At 45.0% G+C, this 17,194-nt stretch carries 13 protein-coding genes; 7 read left to right on the top strand and 6 right to left on the bottom strand.

Annotation, left to right across the window (positions count from 1 at the left end):
• Positions 1 to 63 precede the first annotated feature (63 nt).
• Positions 64 to 1,587 carry a GGDEF domain-containing protein gene (locus A1359_RS10845; protein ID WP_066982285.1) on the top strand — a complete coding sequence of 508 codons (1,524 nt, stop codon included), beginning with the start codon at positions 64 to 66 and terminating at the stop codon, positions 1,585 to 1,587.
• A gap of 15 nt (positions 1,588 to 1,602) precedes the next feature.
• Positions 1,603 to 2,901: a GGDEF domain-containing protein gene (locus tag A1359_RS10840; protein ID WP_066982282.1), complete on the top strand. Its 1,299-nt coding sequence runs from the start codon at positions 1,603 to 1,605 to the stop codon at positions 2,899 to 2,901.
• 27 nt (positions 2,902 to 2,928) lie between these two features.
• On the opposite strand, the gene A1359_RS10835 is transcribed toward A1359_RS10840, so the two are convergent.
• Both A1359_RS10835 and A1359_RS10830 read right to left on the bottom strand, forming a co-directional pair.
• Positions 2,929 to 3,615: a hypothetical protein gene (locus A1359_RS10835; protein ID WP_066982279.1), complete on the bottom strand. Its 687-nt coding sequence runs from the start codon at positions 3,613 to 3,615 to the stop codon at positions 2,929 to 2,931.
• Between the two features lie 213 nt (positions 3,616 to 3,828).
• Positions 3,829 to 5,412 (bottom strand): glycoside hydrolase family 17 protein, encoded by a 1,584-nt coding sequence (locus tag A1359_RS10830; RefSeq protein ID WP_332310082.1) that lies wholly within the window; start codon positions 5,410 to 5,412, stop codon positions 3,829 to 3,831.
• 353 nt (positions 5,413 to 5,765) lie between these two features.
• Here A1359_RS10830 and A1359_RS10825 point away from each other — a divergent pair, with 353 nt between their 5' ends.
• A complete protein-coding gene (locus A1359_RS10825; RefSeq protein ID WP_066982272.1) occupies positions 5,766 to 7,487 on the top strand; it encodes a multicopper oxidase domain-containing protein in 1,722 nt (573 codons plus the stop codon).
• Between the two features lie 404 nt (positions 7,488 to 7,891).
• Positions 7,892 to 10,525, top strand: a complete 2,634-nt coding sequence (locus tag A1359_RS10820; RefSeq protein ID WP_066982270.1) for a UPF0182 family protein — start codon at positions 7,892 to 7,894, stop codon at positions 10,523 to 10,525.
• Between the two features lie 149 nt (positions 10,526 to 10,674).
• On the opposite strand, the gene A1359_RS23460 is transcribed toward A1359_RS10820, so the two are convergent.
• On the bottom strand, positions 10,675 to 10,800 hold the full coding sequence (locus A1359_RS23460) for a hypothetical protein (RefSeq protein ID WP_269747907.1): 126 nt from the start codon (positions 10,798 to 10,800) through the stop codon (positions 10,675 to 10,677).
• 73 nt (positions 10,801 to 10,873) lie between these two features.
• On the opposite strand from A1359_RS23460, the gene A1359_RS10815 reads away from it, so the two are divergent.
• Positions 10,874 to 11,599, top strand: a complete 726-nt coding sequence (locus A1359_RS10815; RefSeq protein WP_157200530.1) for a nucleoside phosphorylase-I family protein — start codon at positions 10,874 to 10,876, stop codon at positions 11,597 to 11,599.
• A 68-nt stretch (positions 11,600 to 11,667) separates the two neighbouring features.
• Here the strand turns inward: A1359_RS10815 and A1359_RS10810 are convergent, their stop codons facing one another.
• The 3 genes from A1359_RS10810 to A1359_RS10800 form a co-directional block, all read right to left on the bottom strand.
• Entirely contained in the window at positions 11,668 to 12,054 is a 387-nt protein-coding gene (locus A1359_RS10810; protein WP_066982266.1) for a hypothetical protein, read from the bottom strand.
• 146 nt (positions 12,055 to 12,200) lie between these two features.
• Entirely contained in the window at positions 12,201 to 13,037 is an 837-nt protein-coding gene (locus A1359_RS10805; protein ID WP_066982263.1) for an SDR family oxidoreductase, read from the bottom strand.
• Positions 13,034 to 13,621: a DUF4124 domain-containing protein gene (locus A1359_RS10800; RefSeq protein ID WP_066982260.1), complete on the bottom strand. Its 588-nt coding sequence runs from the start codon at positions 13,619 to 13,621 to the stop codon at positions 13,034 to 13,036. The genes A1359_RS10805 and A1359_RS10800 overlap by 4 nt, the downstream gene beginning before the upstream one ends.
• Positions 13,622 to 13,876: 255 nt before the next feature.
• Here A1359_RS10800 and ileS point away from each other — a divergent pair, with 255 nt between their 5' ends.
• Complete coding sequence (gene ileS, locus A1359_RS10795; protein ID WP_066982258.1) at positions 13,877 to 16,708, top strand: isoleucine--tRNA ligase; 2,832 nt, start codon at positions 13,877 to 13,879, stop codon at positions 16,706 to 16,708.
• A complete protein-coding gene (gene lspA / locus A1359_RS10790; protein WP_066982255.1) occupies positions 16,701 to 17,180 on the top strand; it encodes a signal peptidase II in 480 nt (159 codons plus the stop codon). The genes ileS and lspA overlap by 8 nt, the downstream gene beginning before the upstream one ends.
• The last annotated feature ends 14 nt before the right edge of the window (positions 17,181 to 17,194 follow it).

Here is a 17,194-nt window from a genome sequence, read left to right as displayed (position 1 = left end):
TGGCCTATAGACTATAATTCGCCCTTCTTAAAAAATGACTTTTGTTTGGGGTCTCAATACTTTATGAGTTTTTTCAAAAAAAAAGATGATAATCTGGATATTTGGAAGGATAAATATTTCAAATTACTGGATACTCAGGAACAATTTGAAAAAGATCAGAAAGCAAACGAAGTCTTGCTTTGCAAAACCATTGTGCGTTTTGCGCTGGCGGTCAAAGGCTTTAATCAGGCGCTTGACCCCCATCTGGAACGTATCCGCGATTTATTAAAAACCGGACTTCAGCGTCAAGAGCTAAAAAAGGAACTGGATATTTTTTCCAAAGCCTTGATGGTGATGGAAGATGAAGCAAATAGTAATCACCTTGATGCGTCCTTGTTATTTGATTTTTTGGAAAAACAATACCCAAGTCATTTAGCTGAACTGGAAGCAGTGCATCAGCAGTATGTTAACCGTGAGATTAATAATCATCAGCGTTTATTTTTGACGTTGGCAGAGATTCTTGAAGAAAAGCATCAAGGTCAACATGATTTTTCCGCTGAGCTGGCGCTGTCCGATAGTAAACTTATCAGTCAGCAATTGATCCGGCTGTTAGAAAATGCCGACCTGCCTGATGTATTTAGCGAAGAAGGTAAACAGCTTAAAAGTCGCCTGCAAGGCGGACTATCGCTGGTGCCTGGGTTTGAAGATGCAGTTACTTTGTTGTTGTCAATTAAAAAACACATGCTGGTTGAGCAGCAGGAAATGGCAGATTTTTTGGCCTCATTGACTGATGATTTGGCTAATTTGGGCTTGAAAGCTTCAGGCGTGAACATGGCCAACGAAGATGCGCAGAATAAACGCACCAGTTTGGATAGTGACCTGACTGCACAAATGGCCGATTTACAAAGAAAATCGGCAACCGCTACGCAAGTAGAGCCCTTAAAGCAACTTATCGGCATCCGTCTACATAAAATTACCCAGCAAATTCAATCGTATAACTTAAAAGAACAATTAGAAAGAGAAAAAAATCAGCGTGAATTGCGGGAGTTGGTGCAACAAATCAGGGATATGGAATCGGAAACCTTAGAGTTGCAATCTCGGCTGGATCTGGCGCAGCAGCGGGCTACCCGAGATGCTTTAACCAATTTACCGAATCGTCTGGCTTTTGATGATCGATTGACCGATGAATTAGCCCGTGCCCGACGTTATGGCTCATTCCTGACGCTCGCGGTATGGGACATTGATTTTTTTAAATACATCAATGACACATACGGGCATAAGTCTGGTGACAAAGCCCTGGTGATAATCTCAAAACTGTTATCGGAACATTGCCGGGCAGCAGATTTTGTAGCTCGATTTGGTGGTGAAGAGTTTGTCATGGTGCTACCGGAAACTGACGGTAAGGCGGCGCTGAATGTAGTGGATAAATTACGCGAGGTGATTGAGAGTAGTGGTTTTGTTGCCAATGGCAAGCGAGTAACGATTACGATGTCCTGTGGTTTGACTCAATATCTTGACGGCGATACCAGTGAAACGCTGTTTGTGCGTGCAGATGGTGCCCTTTATCAGGCTAAGCAGGCCGGCCGCAACCAATGCACCTTGGTTTAATAAGTGGGCTGAGTTATGAATAAATTATTATCCGCACAGCCTGAGCAGGAAAAACTGCTTTACAAGCTGGTTATTCAGTTTTTGATTTTTTGTCAAGGCAGTAATGCATTATTGGAGCCGCATTTACTACAAGTCGGCAAGCGTTTGAAAGCAGGTTCTAGCATGGGTGAGCTAACCCCTGAACTGCAAGCAATGTCCAAAACCTTGCTACATATATCCAAGCAAGCGGCACAAAATCCTAGCCAAACAAACATAGCTCTGAATTATGACCACATGCTGCAATGCATAGATGGGTTATTGGAAAAAGCCGATGTGCCCAGAAGCTTCCAGCAAAAAAAAGTAGCTTTGCAGCAAAGAATCAAAACCAATACTGACGAGCAATCTTTTAATATGGTGATTGATACTGCGGTGACGCTGCTCTTGGATATCAGAGACCAAGCGCTTTCTGAGCAAAATAGCATTGATGAGTTTTTGCTGGATATGTCCAGTCAATTGGGTCAGATCGAACAGCATGCAGAGCACGTGGGTGAATCGACGCGATTGTCGATGGGGCATCGGCAACAGCTGAATGCAGAAATCAATCTGCAGGTCGATAATATCAAAGACAGCACGCATCAGGTCCAGGAGCTGGCTACCTTAAAATCCATGACGAGTGATCATCTGGATCGTTTGATGCAGCAACTGATCGAACATAAAACATCGGAAGATGAGCGGCAAAAGCAGGCCGAACAGCAAATTGCCTTAATGACAGAAAAGCTGCAAGCCCTGGAAACCGAAACCGAATCTTTGCGTACCAAGCTAAAAATTGAAAATGATCGCGCACTACGTGATGTTTTGACGGGTTTACCCAATCGTTTGGCCTACAAAGACAGAATGGAATTGGAAGCCAAGCGGTGGAATCGTTATCGTAAACCGCTTACATTGGTAATTTGGGATATTGATCACTTTAAACGCATCAACGACAAATACGGCCATAAAGCAGGCGATAAAACGCTGGCCTTGGTTGGGCAGTTATTGCAGAAAAATATCAGAGAGACGGATTTCGTCGCGCGCTACGGCGGAGAGGAGTTTGTGATGTTGATGCCAAATACCCAAGCATCACAGGCGTTAAAGATGGCAGACAACATCAGAAATTTGATCGAAAGCTCTGGTTTTAACTATAACGCTGTTGCTATTAACCTGACCTTGAGCTGCGGCATCTGTGAGTTTGCTGGAGATGATTTGCACGACGATGTATTTATTCGTGCCGATAGCGCACTTTATCAGGCCAAGCAGTCCGGTCGCAATCGTTGTGGAATTTATAATCCGGGCTGAATGTAAACGCATTCAGCCCGAGTAATTTTAGTGTAGTTCTAAAAAAGCAGGTTTTCCCGGCCAACGTGGTTGGTTAGGTGACAAACAGCGATCGAAAATAGTGATTGCCTCGTCGCAACTGATGGTTTCTTGCTGGCTATCCAGAATGAAATGAGCCAGATTCAGGATACAAGCCCAGTTTTTATGATTACTGACAAACTGATAAGCTTGAGCGAGCAATTCCACCAACTTATTATCTCGATGAAGTTTTGATGTGATAAAAAATTCGAGATATTGTTGCGCTTTTTCCAGGTCGCTATGACCACCGTAGTGACGCAAAGCACTCAAATTGATCAATTCCAAATTGAATACTTCTCCATCCCGAATGGATACGTATTTGGCTTCTGCCAATGGCCCGACTAACAGATTGACCACGTCGGCTTCATAAGCGCGTTGGCTGCTGTGTTGGCATTCATCCGATAGTAGGGATATGCTTTCAATTACAGCGATGGGCAAGTTTTGAATTAGATTGCCATCAATCACCTTCGCAAAAAAATCTTGCTCTTTAAGTGTCGGTCGTTTTACCTGAATTTCGAAAAATACTGGCGGAAGCTGTTTTTGCTGATTTCGAATATGAATAGCCGCAGCATGACCAGCTTCATGAAATGCAGTTCGCCAATGCAGTTCGTGCGGATGCACGTAAGCAGGAGCAGTTATTTGGTAGTTTCTTTCCATAATCGACCTCGGTCCAAAAAAGATGCGGCATTAAGCCGCATTGAGGAAGGATATTAAAACTCTAGCCCTTTTAGGAGAGGGAGCGCATACAAGAGTTGCACATAGTCTAATAAAGTAATTGGGTTTTGAAAATGTGACAAATTGCCGCGCAGCAAGCTGTTAGAGTAAACGTCTGGCAACGGCTAACGCCTAGACAGCTTATTAGGATGATATTCATGCGTTTGTTTGGGAAGTGGAATTATTCCAAAAAGGTAGGGATAAGATCATTAAGCATAAAAGCCAAAGCAAAAGTTGTTGATTAAATAAGGTATAAGTTAAGGCAAAGGGCAGGCCTTGAGATATTCCCGGGTGGGCAAGGATAAAATCGCCGCCATCTAAAAAGGCTTTGGTTTCACCCAGAACCATGGCAATGACGGCAAAACTAAGAAAATAAGCAATCAAACGATCTCGTCGACTGTGCAGGTTAAAGCCAATGAGTTGATCGAATCTAAATAGTTGACTGTTGAACTTAGCTTGGGAAATCCATTGGCAGATAACCAGGCCGAGAATGCCAATTGCCGGCAGAGTAAATTGTTCAAGGGGAAAACTCAGATATCGGCCATTCATGGCTAGGCCATAGGTTTTATAAAGTGCCAAACCGATAAAGAATAAATAGCCAAGTCTAAGTTGTCTGGCTAATCGAGCCTGTCCTGGTTGCTCGCTCAGGATGTCGCTATAGCGTTTGACTAGCAAGAACCCGAGCAATGCATTGGCTATGACTATAAAAGCCGTGTAGCTGCGCTGTAGGTTGCTATAGCTGGTATACCAAAGGAAGTCAGCCAAGTTGATCAGGCAAACACTAAAAATCTGCGTCAGAGCCATAAACACCAGTAGCCTGGTTATAGAGAAAAGCTGTAGTTTTTTGAAATAGACTCCCAAAATCAGCAGCCACAATCCGCTTGCCAGCGTAAAATGCAGCTTCCAGTCCTGATTTTCACTGACCAGCCCGGTCAAGGGGAACACAGGCTTTCTGTCTGCTGATAGTAGACCCCAATTGGCACCGACTACGCCTTCCAAATTACTCTTCCAGGGCTGATTAAAGGCTTCTACGATGTTGTAGTCAAAGCCATGCCGATTTGCGACCTGTATCATGCCGCGTATAAATTTAGCTTCGTTGACAATGCTTGGAACTGCCATGCCGCGTTGACGCCCAGCGCTCGGCCAGCCGGATTCACCAATCAGGATGGGTTTGCCGGGGGCAATCCCACGAGCTTCGTCTTCCACCTGCTTGACGATTTTTTCTAAGTGTTCTGGGGCATGTGCAACTGAAATGGGCTCATCTTCCCAGTACGGTAAAATGTGTATGGTGATGAAGTCCACTTCATTGATTAATTTGGGGTTTTTCATATACATCGACCAGACATCGGCATATGAAACCGGTTGTTTAACTGCGCGTTTAACCTCTCGGATGTAGCCAATTAGGCGATCAACATCCATATCGCCACGTAGTAATACCTCGTTACCAACAATCACGCGCTTCACTACATCCGGGTTGGCATTCGCGGATTTAATTAAAGCTGCCATTTCTTTTTTATTGTCCATGTAACCATAACCCAGCCAACCACCTTGTATCATGCTCAAACCGTATTTTCGGGCAAGCTCGGGAGTGGGTTCCATGCCGCCTAAACTGGCATAAGTGCGTATGCTATGGGTTTTATCCGCCAATAAACGTAAATCTTCGTCTATATGTTCCTTTAGAGGGAATACTTCCTCTAAAGGACTAAAGCCCTCGCGGAAGGGCGCAAAGGATAGGCTCATTAATTTACCAGAAGGGACGTCAATCCCAGCGTCTTTCGGCTGGTTAAGAATCCAAGCAAAACTACCGTGAACTAAAAGGATTAATAAGGAACAAAGCAATAATCGAGCTAATGGCATAAATTCGTTTTTAGATTGTTTGACAAATGTTTCTGGATTTAAGCATGGTTTGGTGATTATAACGATATTCCGTAGAGTCAGTCCTTAACCGGGTAAATCAGTTTTAATTAAGGTGGCATTCGAAATATTTTCTGTACTTTAGCGGTGGATTCTAGGTACAGTATCTGGATTTCCTGATATTGGGTCTGTGTTTTTCATATCCGATAGAGTCGTCGTCAATTTTTATGAGGCTTTCTATGCATAAAAAAGTTCTTCCCATACTTTGTGGGGTCATGCTTCTTCCTATGTCAACTTTGGCTACAGCTGTTGCCAAATTGCCTGCTTCCCAAGATGTCAAAATGGGTGCAGCAGAGGAAGTTTGCTCTGACTTTGTAGACCCTAAATGGCGCGATGCTCAAGTCATTGATGGTGTGGAGATTCAGGAATCAAGGATGTGTAACCCTGACAATCCTGCCGACATTGCTGCATTCGTCAAAGGCACTAACAATATATCCATGGATACGCTGATGAAAACTCAGCTGGCTGCGGATGCGATTACCGTTGGAAATGATATGGACGGTGACGGTGATCCCGACCATTACATTATCAAGTTAGAAATTGCCGAATTAAACGGTCACTCGCCGGATTCGCAATTACCCACCACTACCTTCGACATTGCGCCCGGCATACAGCCGACTTTCTGGGTCTATGCCCCAAAAACGCGTGATATGTCGACATTAAGCTTGTATGAACCTGTCGCTAATTCCTTGCTACGCGCCCCGTCGCCGGTGATTCGAGTGGAGCAAGACGATATCATTTGGTTGGTGCTGGAAAACAGTCACTATTTGCCGCACTCCATTCATTTGCATGGCCTTGATCATCCTTATATGGATCACGGCGGCGAAGGGAATGACGGCGTCGGCCAAACCGGCCAGATGGATGTCATGCCCGGTAGCAGTAAAACCTATGTAATCAAACCACGCCAACCTGGCACCATGTATTATCACTGCCATGTTCAACCGCACGTGCATATCCCTATGGGACTGCAAGGCATTATCGTGGTTGAGGAAAATCGCCCCAACAACTGGGTGCAGGTGTTTAATGTCGGCGCAGGTCAGGTCAGACACCCTTCGGAAGCAGTGAAAGAGAAATATGCTTACGAGTATGACATGCACTATCAGTCTGTCGACAAAGAACTGCATGAAATGGCGCGCTCGGCAAATGATCCTCGTATTATCAGCAGGCGCTTGAATGTTGAATATGACATTACCGATTCCCCTGCGGATTATTTCTTATTGAATGGCCGATCTTTTCCCTACACCTTGAGGGAGTCTTTGATCATTATGGAAGAAAACAAAAAAGCCAAGGTGCGTATCCTGAATGGTCACGAAGAAGCTTTTGGTATGCATATTCATGGTCATAAGCCCATGATTACCCATTACGATGGCGTGGATAACGGGCCTTCCTCCTATATCAAACGCGATGTTCATAGTATGGTGCCGGCACAGCGTATCGACCTGGAGTTAAACGGTACCGATGATGGTTTGAACAGTTTTGGTCAGGGCATCTGGATGTTTCACGATCACGTAGAAAAGTCGTTTACTACCAACGGTATCGGTGAAGGTGGCGACATCAGTTTGCTGGTCTACAAAGACTATCTGGATGAGAAAGGCATACCTAAAGTGCATGGCATGAGTTTGGCACCTTACTTCACCAAAGAATTCTGGCAAGGCAAATACCCGGCTTGGCAAGATTATGACGCCTGGAAAAGCTTAGGATTGCCGGAAATTAGTGCCGCTAAACAAGAAGCCTTTGTACCGGCACCCACAGCTGTTAATCCTGCTACAGGTGATGCAAGCCAAGTCGCCGCCGCTAAGCCTTCGTTTATCGGTCAGCTATTTTACGGTTTAAGCTTGGGACTACTCGGCTATTTAGCGTTTGTTAAGCGAAAAAATATTATGGCCTTGTTTGGCAAATAGTTAAACGTCGAATTGATCACGTAAAAAACCCGCGCTGACTGCAAGGTTAGCGCGGGTTTTTGTTTTTATACCGGGCAGGATATTAAAGATTGGTTAATCCTGAATCTCCAGTGGCAAATCAAATTTGCCGGAAGGTAAATCCAGTTTTTGTTCATCAGTTTCAGTGACAGTGATCAAACTAGCTAAGCCTGTAATATTTACTCCACACCTTTATGGTCACTAAGCTGCTTTAATTATTTTTCGAACATGCGCTTATTTTAGAAGTCATTCTATGCTGAGTAAGGAAATGCCAGGCAGTCAAATGGCGACTTTGAGTGATAGAATGACAGAATATTATCGTTGCCCTTAAGGCCTTGGCGGAGTTATGTCCGAGTTGACAAAAATTCTAAATTTAAGAGGAAATCATGCGTAAACGGAAACTGTTGCCGGCATTGGCTGGCGTTACAATCGTTAGCGCCATTATTTTGTATGTGGCCTTCTACTTTGTATTTCTCGATTTTTTCGTAGATTTATGGTGGTTTAGGTCGTTGGAATTTGAAGCCTATTTTTGGTTAAGACTGTTGTACCGGTTTGTGTTCTCCGGTGCTGTGACGCTTTTTTTCTTTGCCATTTTTCAATTTCATTTCTGGATAGCCTCGCGTTATTTGGGTTTGAACCCTCCCGATGAAGTCTTATTAGACGACAAAAAACGTCGCCGATTTCAGCGTTTTGCCGAAGTGTTTATGTCGGGCTCCACCAAAGTCTATACCCCCATCTCTATCATTTTGGCGATTGTTATTGCTGTGCCGTTTTATCAGCAATGGGAAGATGCGTTGTTATTTTTCTTTGGCAGCGATGCGGGTATTAGCGACCCGGTTTTTGATAGGGATATCAGTTTTTATCTGTTTTCCTATCCGATTTTCATGCTGATTCAGCAAGAACTGTTATTCACCGCGAGCTTGGTGTTTCTAGCCACTGGGTTACTGTATTGGTTAGAACACATCTTCATACCCAATCAAGATAAACAGTTTCCGTTCGGGGCAAAAATTCATTTGACGGTAATGTTTGCTTTTGTTGTGTTATTTGTGGAGTGGGGCTTTATATTGGACCGCTTCACGCTGTTGTATAACAACTCGAGAGAGCCTGTTTTTTTCGGGCCAGGTTTTGTTGATTTACGCTACCAATTGCCATTGATTTGGCTATCGATTTTGACGTTTTTCATGATTGCGGCCTCTGCCGTGTTTTATGTGTTTTCAGAAACTCATCGCAGCAAAACGCCAATCATCATTTCTGTATTGAGTTTTATGGCTGTTTTAGGCCTGCAAAACTGGAATTTCATACCAACTGTGATTGAAGATCTTGTTGTCAATCCCAATCCGACTCGTACCGAAGGGCCTTTCATGGGCTATAACATCGACGCGACATTGGCAGCCTATGATTTAAACAATATTAAAAACATAGACTTTCCGATTAATCTCGATCCCACTAAGGATATTGAAAATTGGTCCAATATCAAACATTTCGAAAATATCCCGGTATGGGATCGTGAGCTATTAATTGATAGTTACCAACAATTACAAGCTATCAGACCCTATTATCAATTCATGCTGGTGGATGAGGATAGGTATTTCATCCACAATCATATTCAGCAAGTAAATCTAGCGGCGCGTGAGATCAATATAAAAAAATTGCCGAAAGAAGCGCAAAACTGGGAGAACACCCATTTGCGGTATACCCATGGATACGGTGCGGTTGTCTCTCCGGCTGCTCAGGATGCAGATATTCCGATAGTTTGGTATTTACGGGATTTGAATATGAGTTCCGATGTGGGTTTTTCGGTTAAACATCCCGATATTTATTACGGACAGGAAAAATATAGCTATGCCATCGTGCCGAATAATTTAGTCGTAAAGGATATTTCCGGCTCGAACGGAAATGATTCGCCTGGTTACCAAGGCAATTCCGGCATACCGATACCGTCTTATTTTAGAAAGCTGCTATTTTCTTTTTACTTTAAAGATGAAAAAATATTTTTCTCACCCAATATTTCGACGGAAAGTAAAGTGCAGATCCGTCGTAATATAAACGAAAGAATCTCTATTCTGACACCGTTTTTACACCTGGATAAAGACCCCTATCTGGTGATAGAGAAAGACCGGTTATACTGGATTCAGGATGCTTACACTTTGTCAAAACTGTATCCGGTCTCGCAACCTGCTGCCGATGACTTTTTGGATGGTAAGAATGAGTTCAATTACATCCGGAACTCGGTCAAAATTGTAGTGGATGCCTACGATGGTAATGTTGACTATTACATCGCTGACCCTAAAGACCCCATCATCAATGCATATAGCCGGGCTTATCCGGGTTTGTTCAAGCATTTGAATGAAATGCCTGAAAGCTTGTTGAGTCATTTGCGTTACCCACGTGACTTGTACTACATGCAAATGAAAATTTACGCCAAATATCATCAAAACAGCCCGGCGTTGTTTTATGAGCAGGCGGAAACCTGGCAATATGCCAAAGTTGATGGAGCGCCGATTTTGCCGTATTTCATCACTATGGATTTTGGTCGCTGCAATAACCAGGAAGAGTTTGCGATGATTAATCCCATGACCCCCGTGAATAGGGACAATTTAAGTATGGTCGGGATAGCCAGCACGCTGGATGACAGTCAATGTAACAATGGCTATAAGCCAAATATCAGTATTTATAAATTCCCTAAAGCAGTGCAGGTCAATGGTCCATCGCAGGTAATGGCCTTGATCGATCAAAACCCTGAAATTGCCGGACAATTTACCTTATGGAATCAACTTGGATCTGAAGTAAAGAAAGGTCGCATGGTGATTTTACCAATGGGTAACTCGATTTTGTATGTACAGCCTATCTACATGTTGGCGACCAAAACTAAAATGCCGGAACTGGCTCGAGTAATTGTGTCAATTGGTAATCAGGTAGTGATGGATAAAACCTTATGGGCAGCATTTGAGCGATTGAAGGCTAAATTTGTCAAGACTGCCAGTGGCTCATCTTCGGGTACCAGTGGGGCTAAACCATAAGCAAGCTTTGGGGCGTATTTCTGTCCCAGGATTTACCTACTAACACGGAATTTATAGTTGACCTTAGGATTTGGTTTGGAATAACTTCTCGAATTGGAGTCCCCATGCGAAACATCGTCGTTCCGGCAGAGATTGCCGGAACCCAGAAGTCATGGATGACTGATGGCCTTCCGCATCCAACTGACTTGGATGCCGGCAACCGCTGCTGGCATGGCGTGCTTGGATAGCGGGATATTTATGAGCAAATCCTTAGTTTCAGCGCCTTCAATATTCATTTTCTGTGCCTTAGCCTGTGAGGCCAGGCCGTTAATAGCAGCGTGGCATCTAAAAAAGCTGCCTCAAGCGGGAATGGCTTATACGATTTATGCCAACGCTGAACGAGTACTGGTAATTAGCGGTGTAGGCAAGATTGCCATGGCTGGCGCAGTGGGTTATGTCTTGGCATTATTTCCCAAGCAGCCGTCACCACCAATACTGATTAATTTTGGTATTGCTGGGCACGATTACGAAGGATTAGGCACTTTATGTTTAGGGCATAAGATCATCGATAGCCAGTCTGAGCGGGTTTTTTATCCGCAATTACCGTTTACTATTCCCTGTATTACTCATGTTGTGGCAACGCATGCCAAGCCGCATGTCGATTATGCAGGGGCTTGTTTGTATGACATGGAGGCTGCCGGATTTTATGAAATGGCGGTTAAATTCAGTTCAAATGAGTTGATTCAGGTACTGAAAATAGTCTCCGATAATGCACAATCATCTATAGCAGATATTAATGAAGTAGTGGTTGGTGGCTGGATTGATCAACAGCTAGGCATCATTGATACTTTACTCGTGCAACTTACAAGGATGAGACAAACTATGCTTTTTCCGTTATCGAACACGCATCAGCAATTGCTTGAGGCGTTTCGCTTTAGCGTTACAGGCTCAATCAAGCTAAAAAATTTGTTACAACGTTGGCAGCTGTTGCGGGGTAATGAGGTATTGGCATGGAAGGAAGCTAAGCCAAGAAGTAGCAAGGAGTTGATCAGCTGGCTGGAAAAGGAAATAGATAGAATCGATTTCTATCTTTAGGCTTGGATATGAGAGGAACTAGAAGCAAGAAAGCGGGGAGCTGCTGCAGCACCCCGCAAGCATAGGAATTACATAAATGTTTGCAGTGTTACAAGTGCTTTTTTAGCGTCTGCTAAATGTGCTTTAGCATCTTGCAAATCAGCAGTTTTGGCTGATGCTTCAGCTTTTTTCAAATGCGCTCTAACTTTTGCAGTTTCTCTAGAAACTTTGTCGTTAGCATTTAATTCTTTAGTAAAATCACGTGCTTTTCTGATAAGAGCTACAACTTCATCACCTTCGGCGCCATTGTTGATGGCATTTTCAGCTGCATCTATGCGTTTGTTGATTTCAACAATCACGTCCGCAGGGTTGTGAGAAACTCTACCTGGATCAGATTCTGCAACTGCGGCAGTTGAGAAAGTACCCATGGCGATAGTTAAAGAGAAGGCAATAGCAGCGCTTTTTAAAATATTCATATATGAAACCTCACAGTTGTTTTTATAAGAAACATCTAGCAGTTAAACCTAATTAACGAGCTAGATGCTGGCTGGGATAATACCATAGTTGGCGTAGTTGGATAGTACCTTTATGATAAATATACTGGCTATTTTTATGGATTTAATTATTCCACACTGACTAAAATTTTGTCTAACCAGGCGATCGGTAAAAGACGTTTTAACCAGACAAATACATGGGTAGGAACGGTCACTGGATATCGCGATTTGGGACAGTTGGATTCTAATGCATGGATCACTTTTTCTGCCACAGCCTTTGCCGGTAATGTAAAGGGCGCAGCCGGCCCAGGTTTTTGCAGACGTGCTTCCATCGCCTGATATGTTTTTTGATGTACGCTTAGGCTAGGGTCAATGTTTTTTTGGTACAAGGCAAACGCGTTAGCGCGAAAACGACTCTCGATTGGACCGGGTTCGATCAAAATAACCTGAATTCCCGAGCCGCGTAATTCCAGGCGTAGAGTATCCGCCAAGCCTTCTAAAGCAAACTTGCTGGCATTATAAGCGCCCCTAAATTTCATCGCTACCAGTCCTAATACCGAGCTGTTGTAAATAATCCGGCCCTGGCCTTGTTGACGCATCAATGGGATCAACAGGTTAGTGAGTTCGTGGGTGCCAAAAAAGTTGGTTTCAAATTGATTCCTCAGTACTTCGCGGCTGATATCTTCGACAGCGCCAGGTTGACCAAAAGCACCATTATTGAAAACCGCATCGACTTTACCAGCAGTCAGTTCAATCAGCTGTATGACGGCTTGCTGAATGCTATTTGAATCTGCCAAGTCCAACTGCAAGCATTCAAAACCCTCGGCCAGCAACCGGCTAACGTCATGATCTTTTCGAGCTGAGCAAATTACCCGATGTCCACGCGCTCGCAAGCAGGTAGCAGTGGCATACCCTATGCCGGAGGAACAACCGGTTATAAAAATATTTTTTGGCGTGGTTTTCATTCTTTCAGTTCAGATTCATTGAAATAGTAGCTTGCTCCAGAGCTGCAATTAATCAGCAGCACTAACTGATCTTTTGTGCTTTTAGCGTTGAGTTCGTCCGCTTCTACTCGCTGACATTTGCCCGTAGCCAGAGCTTTTTGGGCGCCTATACGGCGAAGTTTTTCAATCTCCGGTAGGCGATCCTCAAACTGACTTACAAATTTTGGTAGTTTGTCAGGATCGTAAGGTGGGATTGCATAAGCAGAAAATTGAGTAGGGTTCTTTTTGATCATGGCTTGCGTCAATTCACTTTCTGCACGCGACAATTGTTTGCGCTGGGCGATGGCTTCCATGCGAGCCTGCTCTTCTGCTTGTTGCTGCGCTTGCTGCTGATTTTTTTCTTCAGCCGCATGAGCTTGGGCCGCCTCTTGTTCATTCAAATCCACTTTGCCACCCGTTTTGGTATTGATCTGCACTGCCTTATGCTGTTCAGTGCAAGGAGAGGATTGATAGTCAGTGTGTCCGTCAGCATCTGTGCATTTATAAACACCTGCCCAACTATTGGAAGATAAGCATATAGCGAGTAGCAATATTCGATTTTTCATGAAATTCCTGAACTTCTAAAGCGATAAGTTAACTATTACTCAGCTTGTTGTGAGTGTAAATAGGTTTTTGTTCAAAATCCGGCTTAAGTGTTGCAAGCTTTAAGTTTTATTGCCTGCAGCAGTTGATGTTAGAATTCAAGTTTTATTTGTGTAATAGAGAGTCATGCAGTAAATGGGTGTCAGCAGCTGGGAAAAGTTGCTGACTGCCTCGCATTACTCTAATTTACGATTGCAAGCAGCGCTCACAATACCATCATGACCACGGATTATAAAACGACTCTTAACCTACCCAAAACCGAGTTTGCGATGAAAGCCAATCTGGCGCAACGCGAACCCGAGATGCTGAAGAAGTGGAACGAAACTCAGCTGTACCAACAAATTCGCGAACATTGCGTAGGTCGGCCTAAGTTTGTGTTGCATGACGGCCCTCCCTACGCCAACGGTGCCATTCATATTGGTCATGCGGTAAATAAAGTATTAAAAGATATTATCGTCAAATCTAAAACCCTGGCGGGATTCGATGCTCCTTATGTGCCGGGCTGGGATTGCCACGGCTTACCCATTGAGTTGATGGTAGAAAAAAAAGTCGGCAAGGCCGGGGTTAAAGTCACGCCAGCCGAGTTTCGTAAAGAATGCCGCGCTTACGCCAAAAAGCAGGTGGGGATTCAGAAAGAAGAATTTATTCGACTGGGTGTTTTGGGTGATTGGGATAATCCGTATTTAACTATGGACTTTGCCTTTGAAGCCGACATCGTTAGAGCGCTCGGCAAAATCGCGGCTAAAGGTCATCTCAGCAAAGGTGCCAAGCCTGTGCATTGGTGCACCGATTGTGGCTCCGCGCTAGCGGAAGCGGAAGTGGAATACGAGGATAAACATTCACCGGCTATCGATGTGCGTTTTCAGGTCATTGATGAGCATGCCTTTATGGCCTGCAGCCACCATGCGCTCGAGCACGAAGGTCATGGCCCGTTATCGGTGGTGATCTGGACTACCACGCCCTGGACTTTACCTGCCAACCAAGCTGTGGCGCTGAATCCTGAGTTGGAATATGCCGTAGTCCAATGCGAAATCGACGGCCAAGCCGAGCGTCTGGTCTTGGCAGAAGCACTTTTGAAAGATGCGGTGCTGCGCTATGGCATTGGCGAACACCACATCATCGGTTATTGCAAAGGCAGTGCCCTGGAAGGGCAGTTATTGCAACACCCGTTTTATGACAGACAAGTACCCATTATTCTAGGTGACCATGTCACGACTGATGCCGGAACCGGTGCGGTCCACACAGCACCCGGTCACGGCCAGGAAGACTATGTGGTCGGTATGAAATACAACTTGCCTGTAGATAATCCGGTGGGCAGTAATGGGGTGTTTTTGCCTAGTACCGAACTATTTGCCGGCTTGCATGTGTTTAGCGCTAACGAAAAAGTGCTGGATGTACTACGTGAGCATGGCAAGTTGGTTCATCATCATGCTTTATTGCATAGCTACCCACATTGCTGGCGCCACAAAACCCCGATCATTTTTCGCGCCACCCCGCAATGGTTTATCGCCATGGATAAAAATGGCTTGCGTGATACTGCTTTAAATGAAGTTAAACGCGTGCAGTGGATTCCGGATTGGGGCCAAGCCCGCATCGAAGCCATGATCAACAATCGCCCGGACTGGTGTATTTCCAGACAACGTACCTGGGGTGTGCCGATTGCCTTTTTCGCCCATAAAGAAACCGGCGAACTACATCCTAGAACCGCAGAGCTTGTTGAGCAAGTGGCTCAACGTATTGAACAGCAAGGGATAGATGCCTGGTTTGAGCTGGATGCCGCTGAGTTAATCGGAGTCGATGCCGAACAGTACGAAAAAATTAACGACACGCTGGATGTTTGGTTCGACTCTGGCGTCACCCATGCGGCGGTTCTGGAGCGACGCGGACAATTGCGTTTTCCGGCTGATCTGTATCTGGAAGGCTCTGATCAACACCGTGGCTGGTTTCAGTCCTCGTTATTGAGTTCCGTCGCTATGAATGACGTGGCGCCCTATAAGGAAGTATTGACCCACGGCTTTACTGTCGATGCCGAGGGTAAAAAAATGTCCAAATCCAAAGGCAATGTTGTATTGCCGCAAACCGTGATGAAATCGCTGGGTGCGGATGTTCTGCGCTTATGGGTGGCCGGCACGGACTATCGTGGTGAAATGTCGGTATCCGATGAGATTTTAAAACGCACCTCTGATGCCTATCGAAGAATGCGTAATACGGCCCGCTTTCTGCTGTCGAATCTGGATGGCTTCGATCCTGCCCAACATAAAGTAGACAATGTCGATTTGTTGGCGCTGGATCGTTGGGTGGTGGATAAAGCTTGGCAACTACAAACCGAGATCAAAGCAGCCTACAACGATTATCAGTTTCAGGTAATTTATCAAAAAGTCCTGAATTTCTGCAGTATCGATTTGGGCGGTTTTTATTTAGACATCATCAAGGATAGACAATACACCGCCAAAGAGGATTGTCTGGCTCGTCGCTCGGCGCAGACTGCGATGTATCACGTTATCGAAGCCCTGACACGCTGGATGGCACCGATTATCAGCTATACGGCCGAAGAAATCTGGCAGGTATTGCCAGGACAGCACAGTGAATCCGTATTCCTGGAAACCTGGTACGAGGGTTTGTTTCCATTGGATGCCAAGGCTGACATTACCCGAGAAACCTGGGAAAAAGTCATGGCCGTGCGTACCGTGGTCAGTAAAGAGTTAGAGGCACTGCGTAAAGCCGGCGCTATTGGCGCTTCATTGAATGCCGAAGTCGAGTTGTATTGCGATCAAACCTATGCCGTAGAACTCAACAAACTGGCCAGTGAACTGCACTTTGTGTTCATTACCTCCAATGCGGGCGTAGCCAGTATGCAATTTTGCCCGGACGATGCGATCACTACCGAATTGGAAGGCGTGAAACTAAAAGTATCGGTATCCGAACATCAAAAATGCGTGCGCTGCTGGCATCAACGCTATGACATTGGTGAGCATGCCGAGCATCCGGAGTTATGTGGCCGCTGTGTGGAAAACATAGTCGGTGCCGGCGAGATACGTCACTATGCTTAAGTGGTTATGGCTTTCGTTGCTGGTTTTGATTTTGGATCAGGCCAGTAAATTGTCGATTCATGCCAGTATGCAGTTGTATGAATCGATTGCCTTGCTGCCCGGCTTTAATCTGACTTATGTGCATAATACCGGCGCTGCCTTCAGTTTTTTGAGTCAGGCCGGTGGCTGGCAGCGCTGGTTATTTGCCGGCTTAGCCGTCGTGATGAGCAGCATCATCGCTATCTGGTTATTGCGCTTGCAAAAGCACGAAACCATGATGGCAGCGGCTCTATCCCTGGTATTAGGCGGCGCGATCGGTAATTTGATCGACCGCGTCGCTTATGGCTATGTGATTGATTTTCTGGATGTGTATTACCAAGACTGGCACTGGCCGGCTTTCAACATTGCCGATTCGGCGATTTGCATAGGCGTGGGCTTGATGCTACTAGAAAGTTTTGGTGTTGGGCGCAAGCCGGCCGACGTCATGGAATAGAGCTGCAATTTCCC

Origin of the sequence: Methylomonas lenta (assembly GCF_001644015.1) — a bacterium.
GTDB classification, from domain to species: Bacteria; Pseudomonadota; Gammaproteobacteria; order Methylococcales; family Methylomonadaceae; genus Methylomonas; species Methylomonas lenta.
The sequence above is the reverse complement of the archived record's forward strand: the minus strand, read 5'-3'. Positions and strand labels throughout refer to the sequence as shown.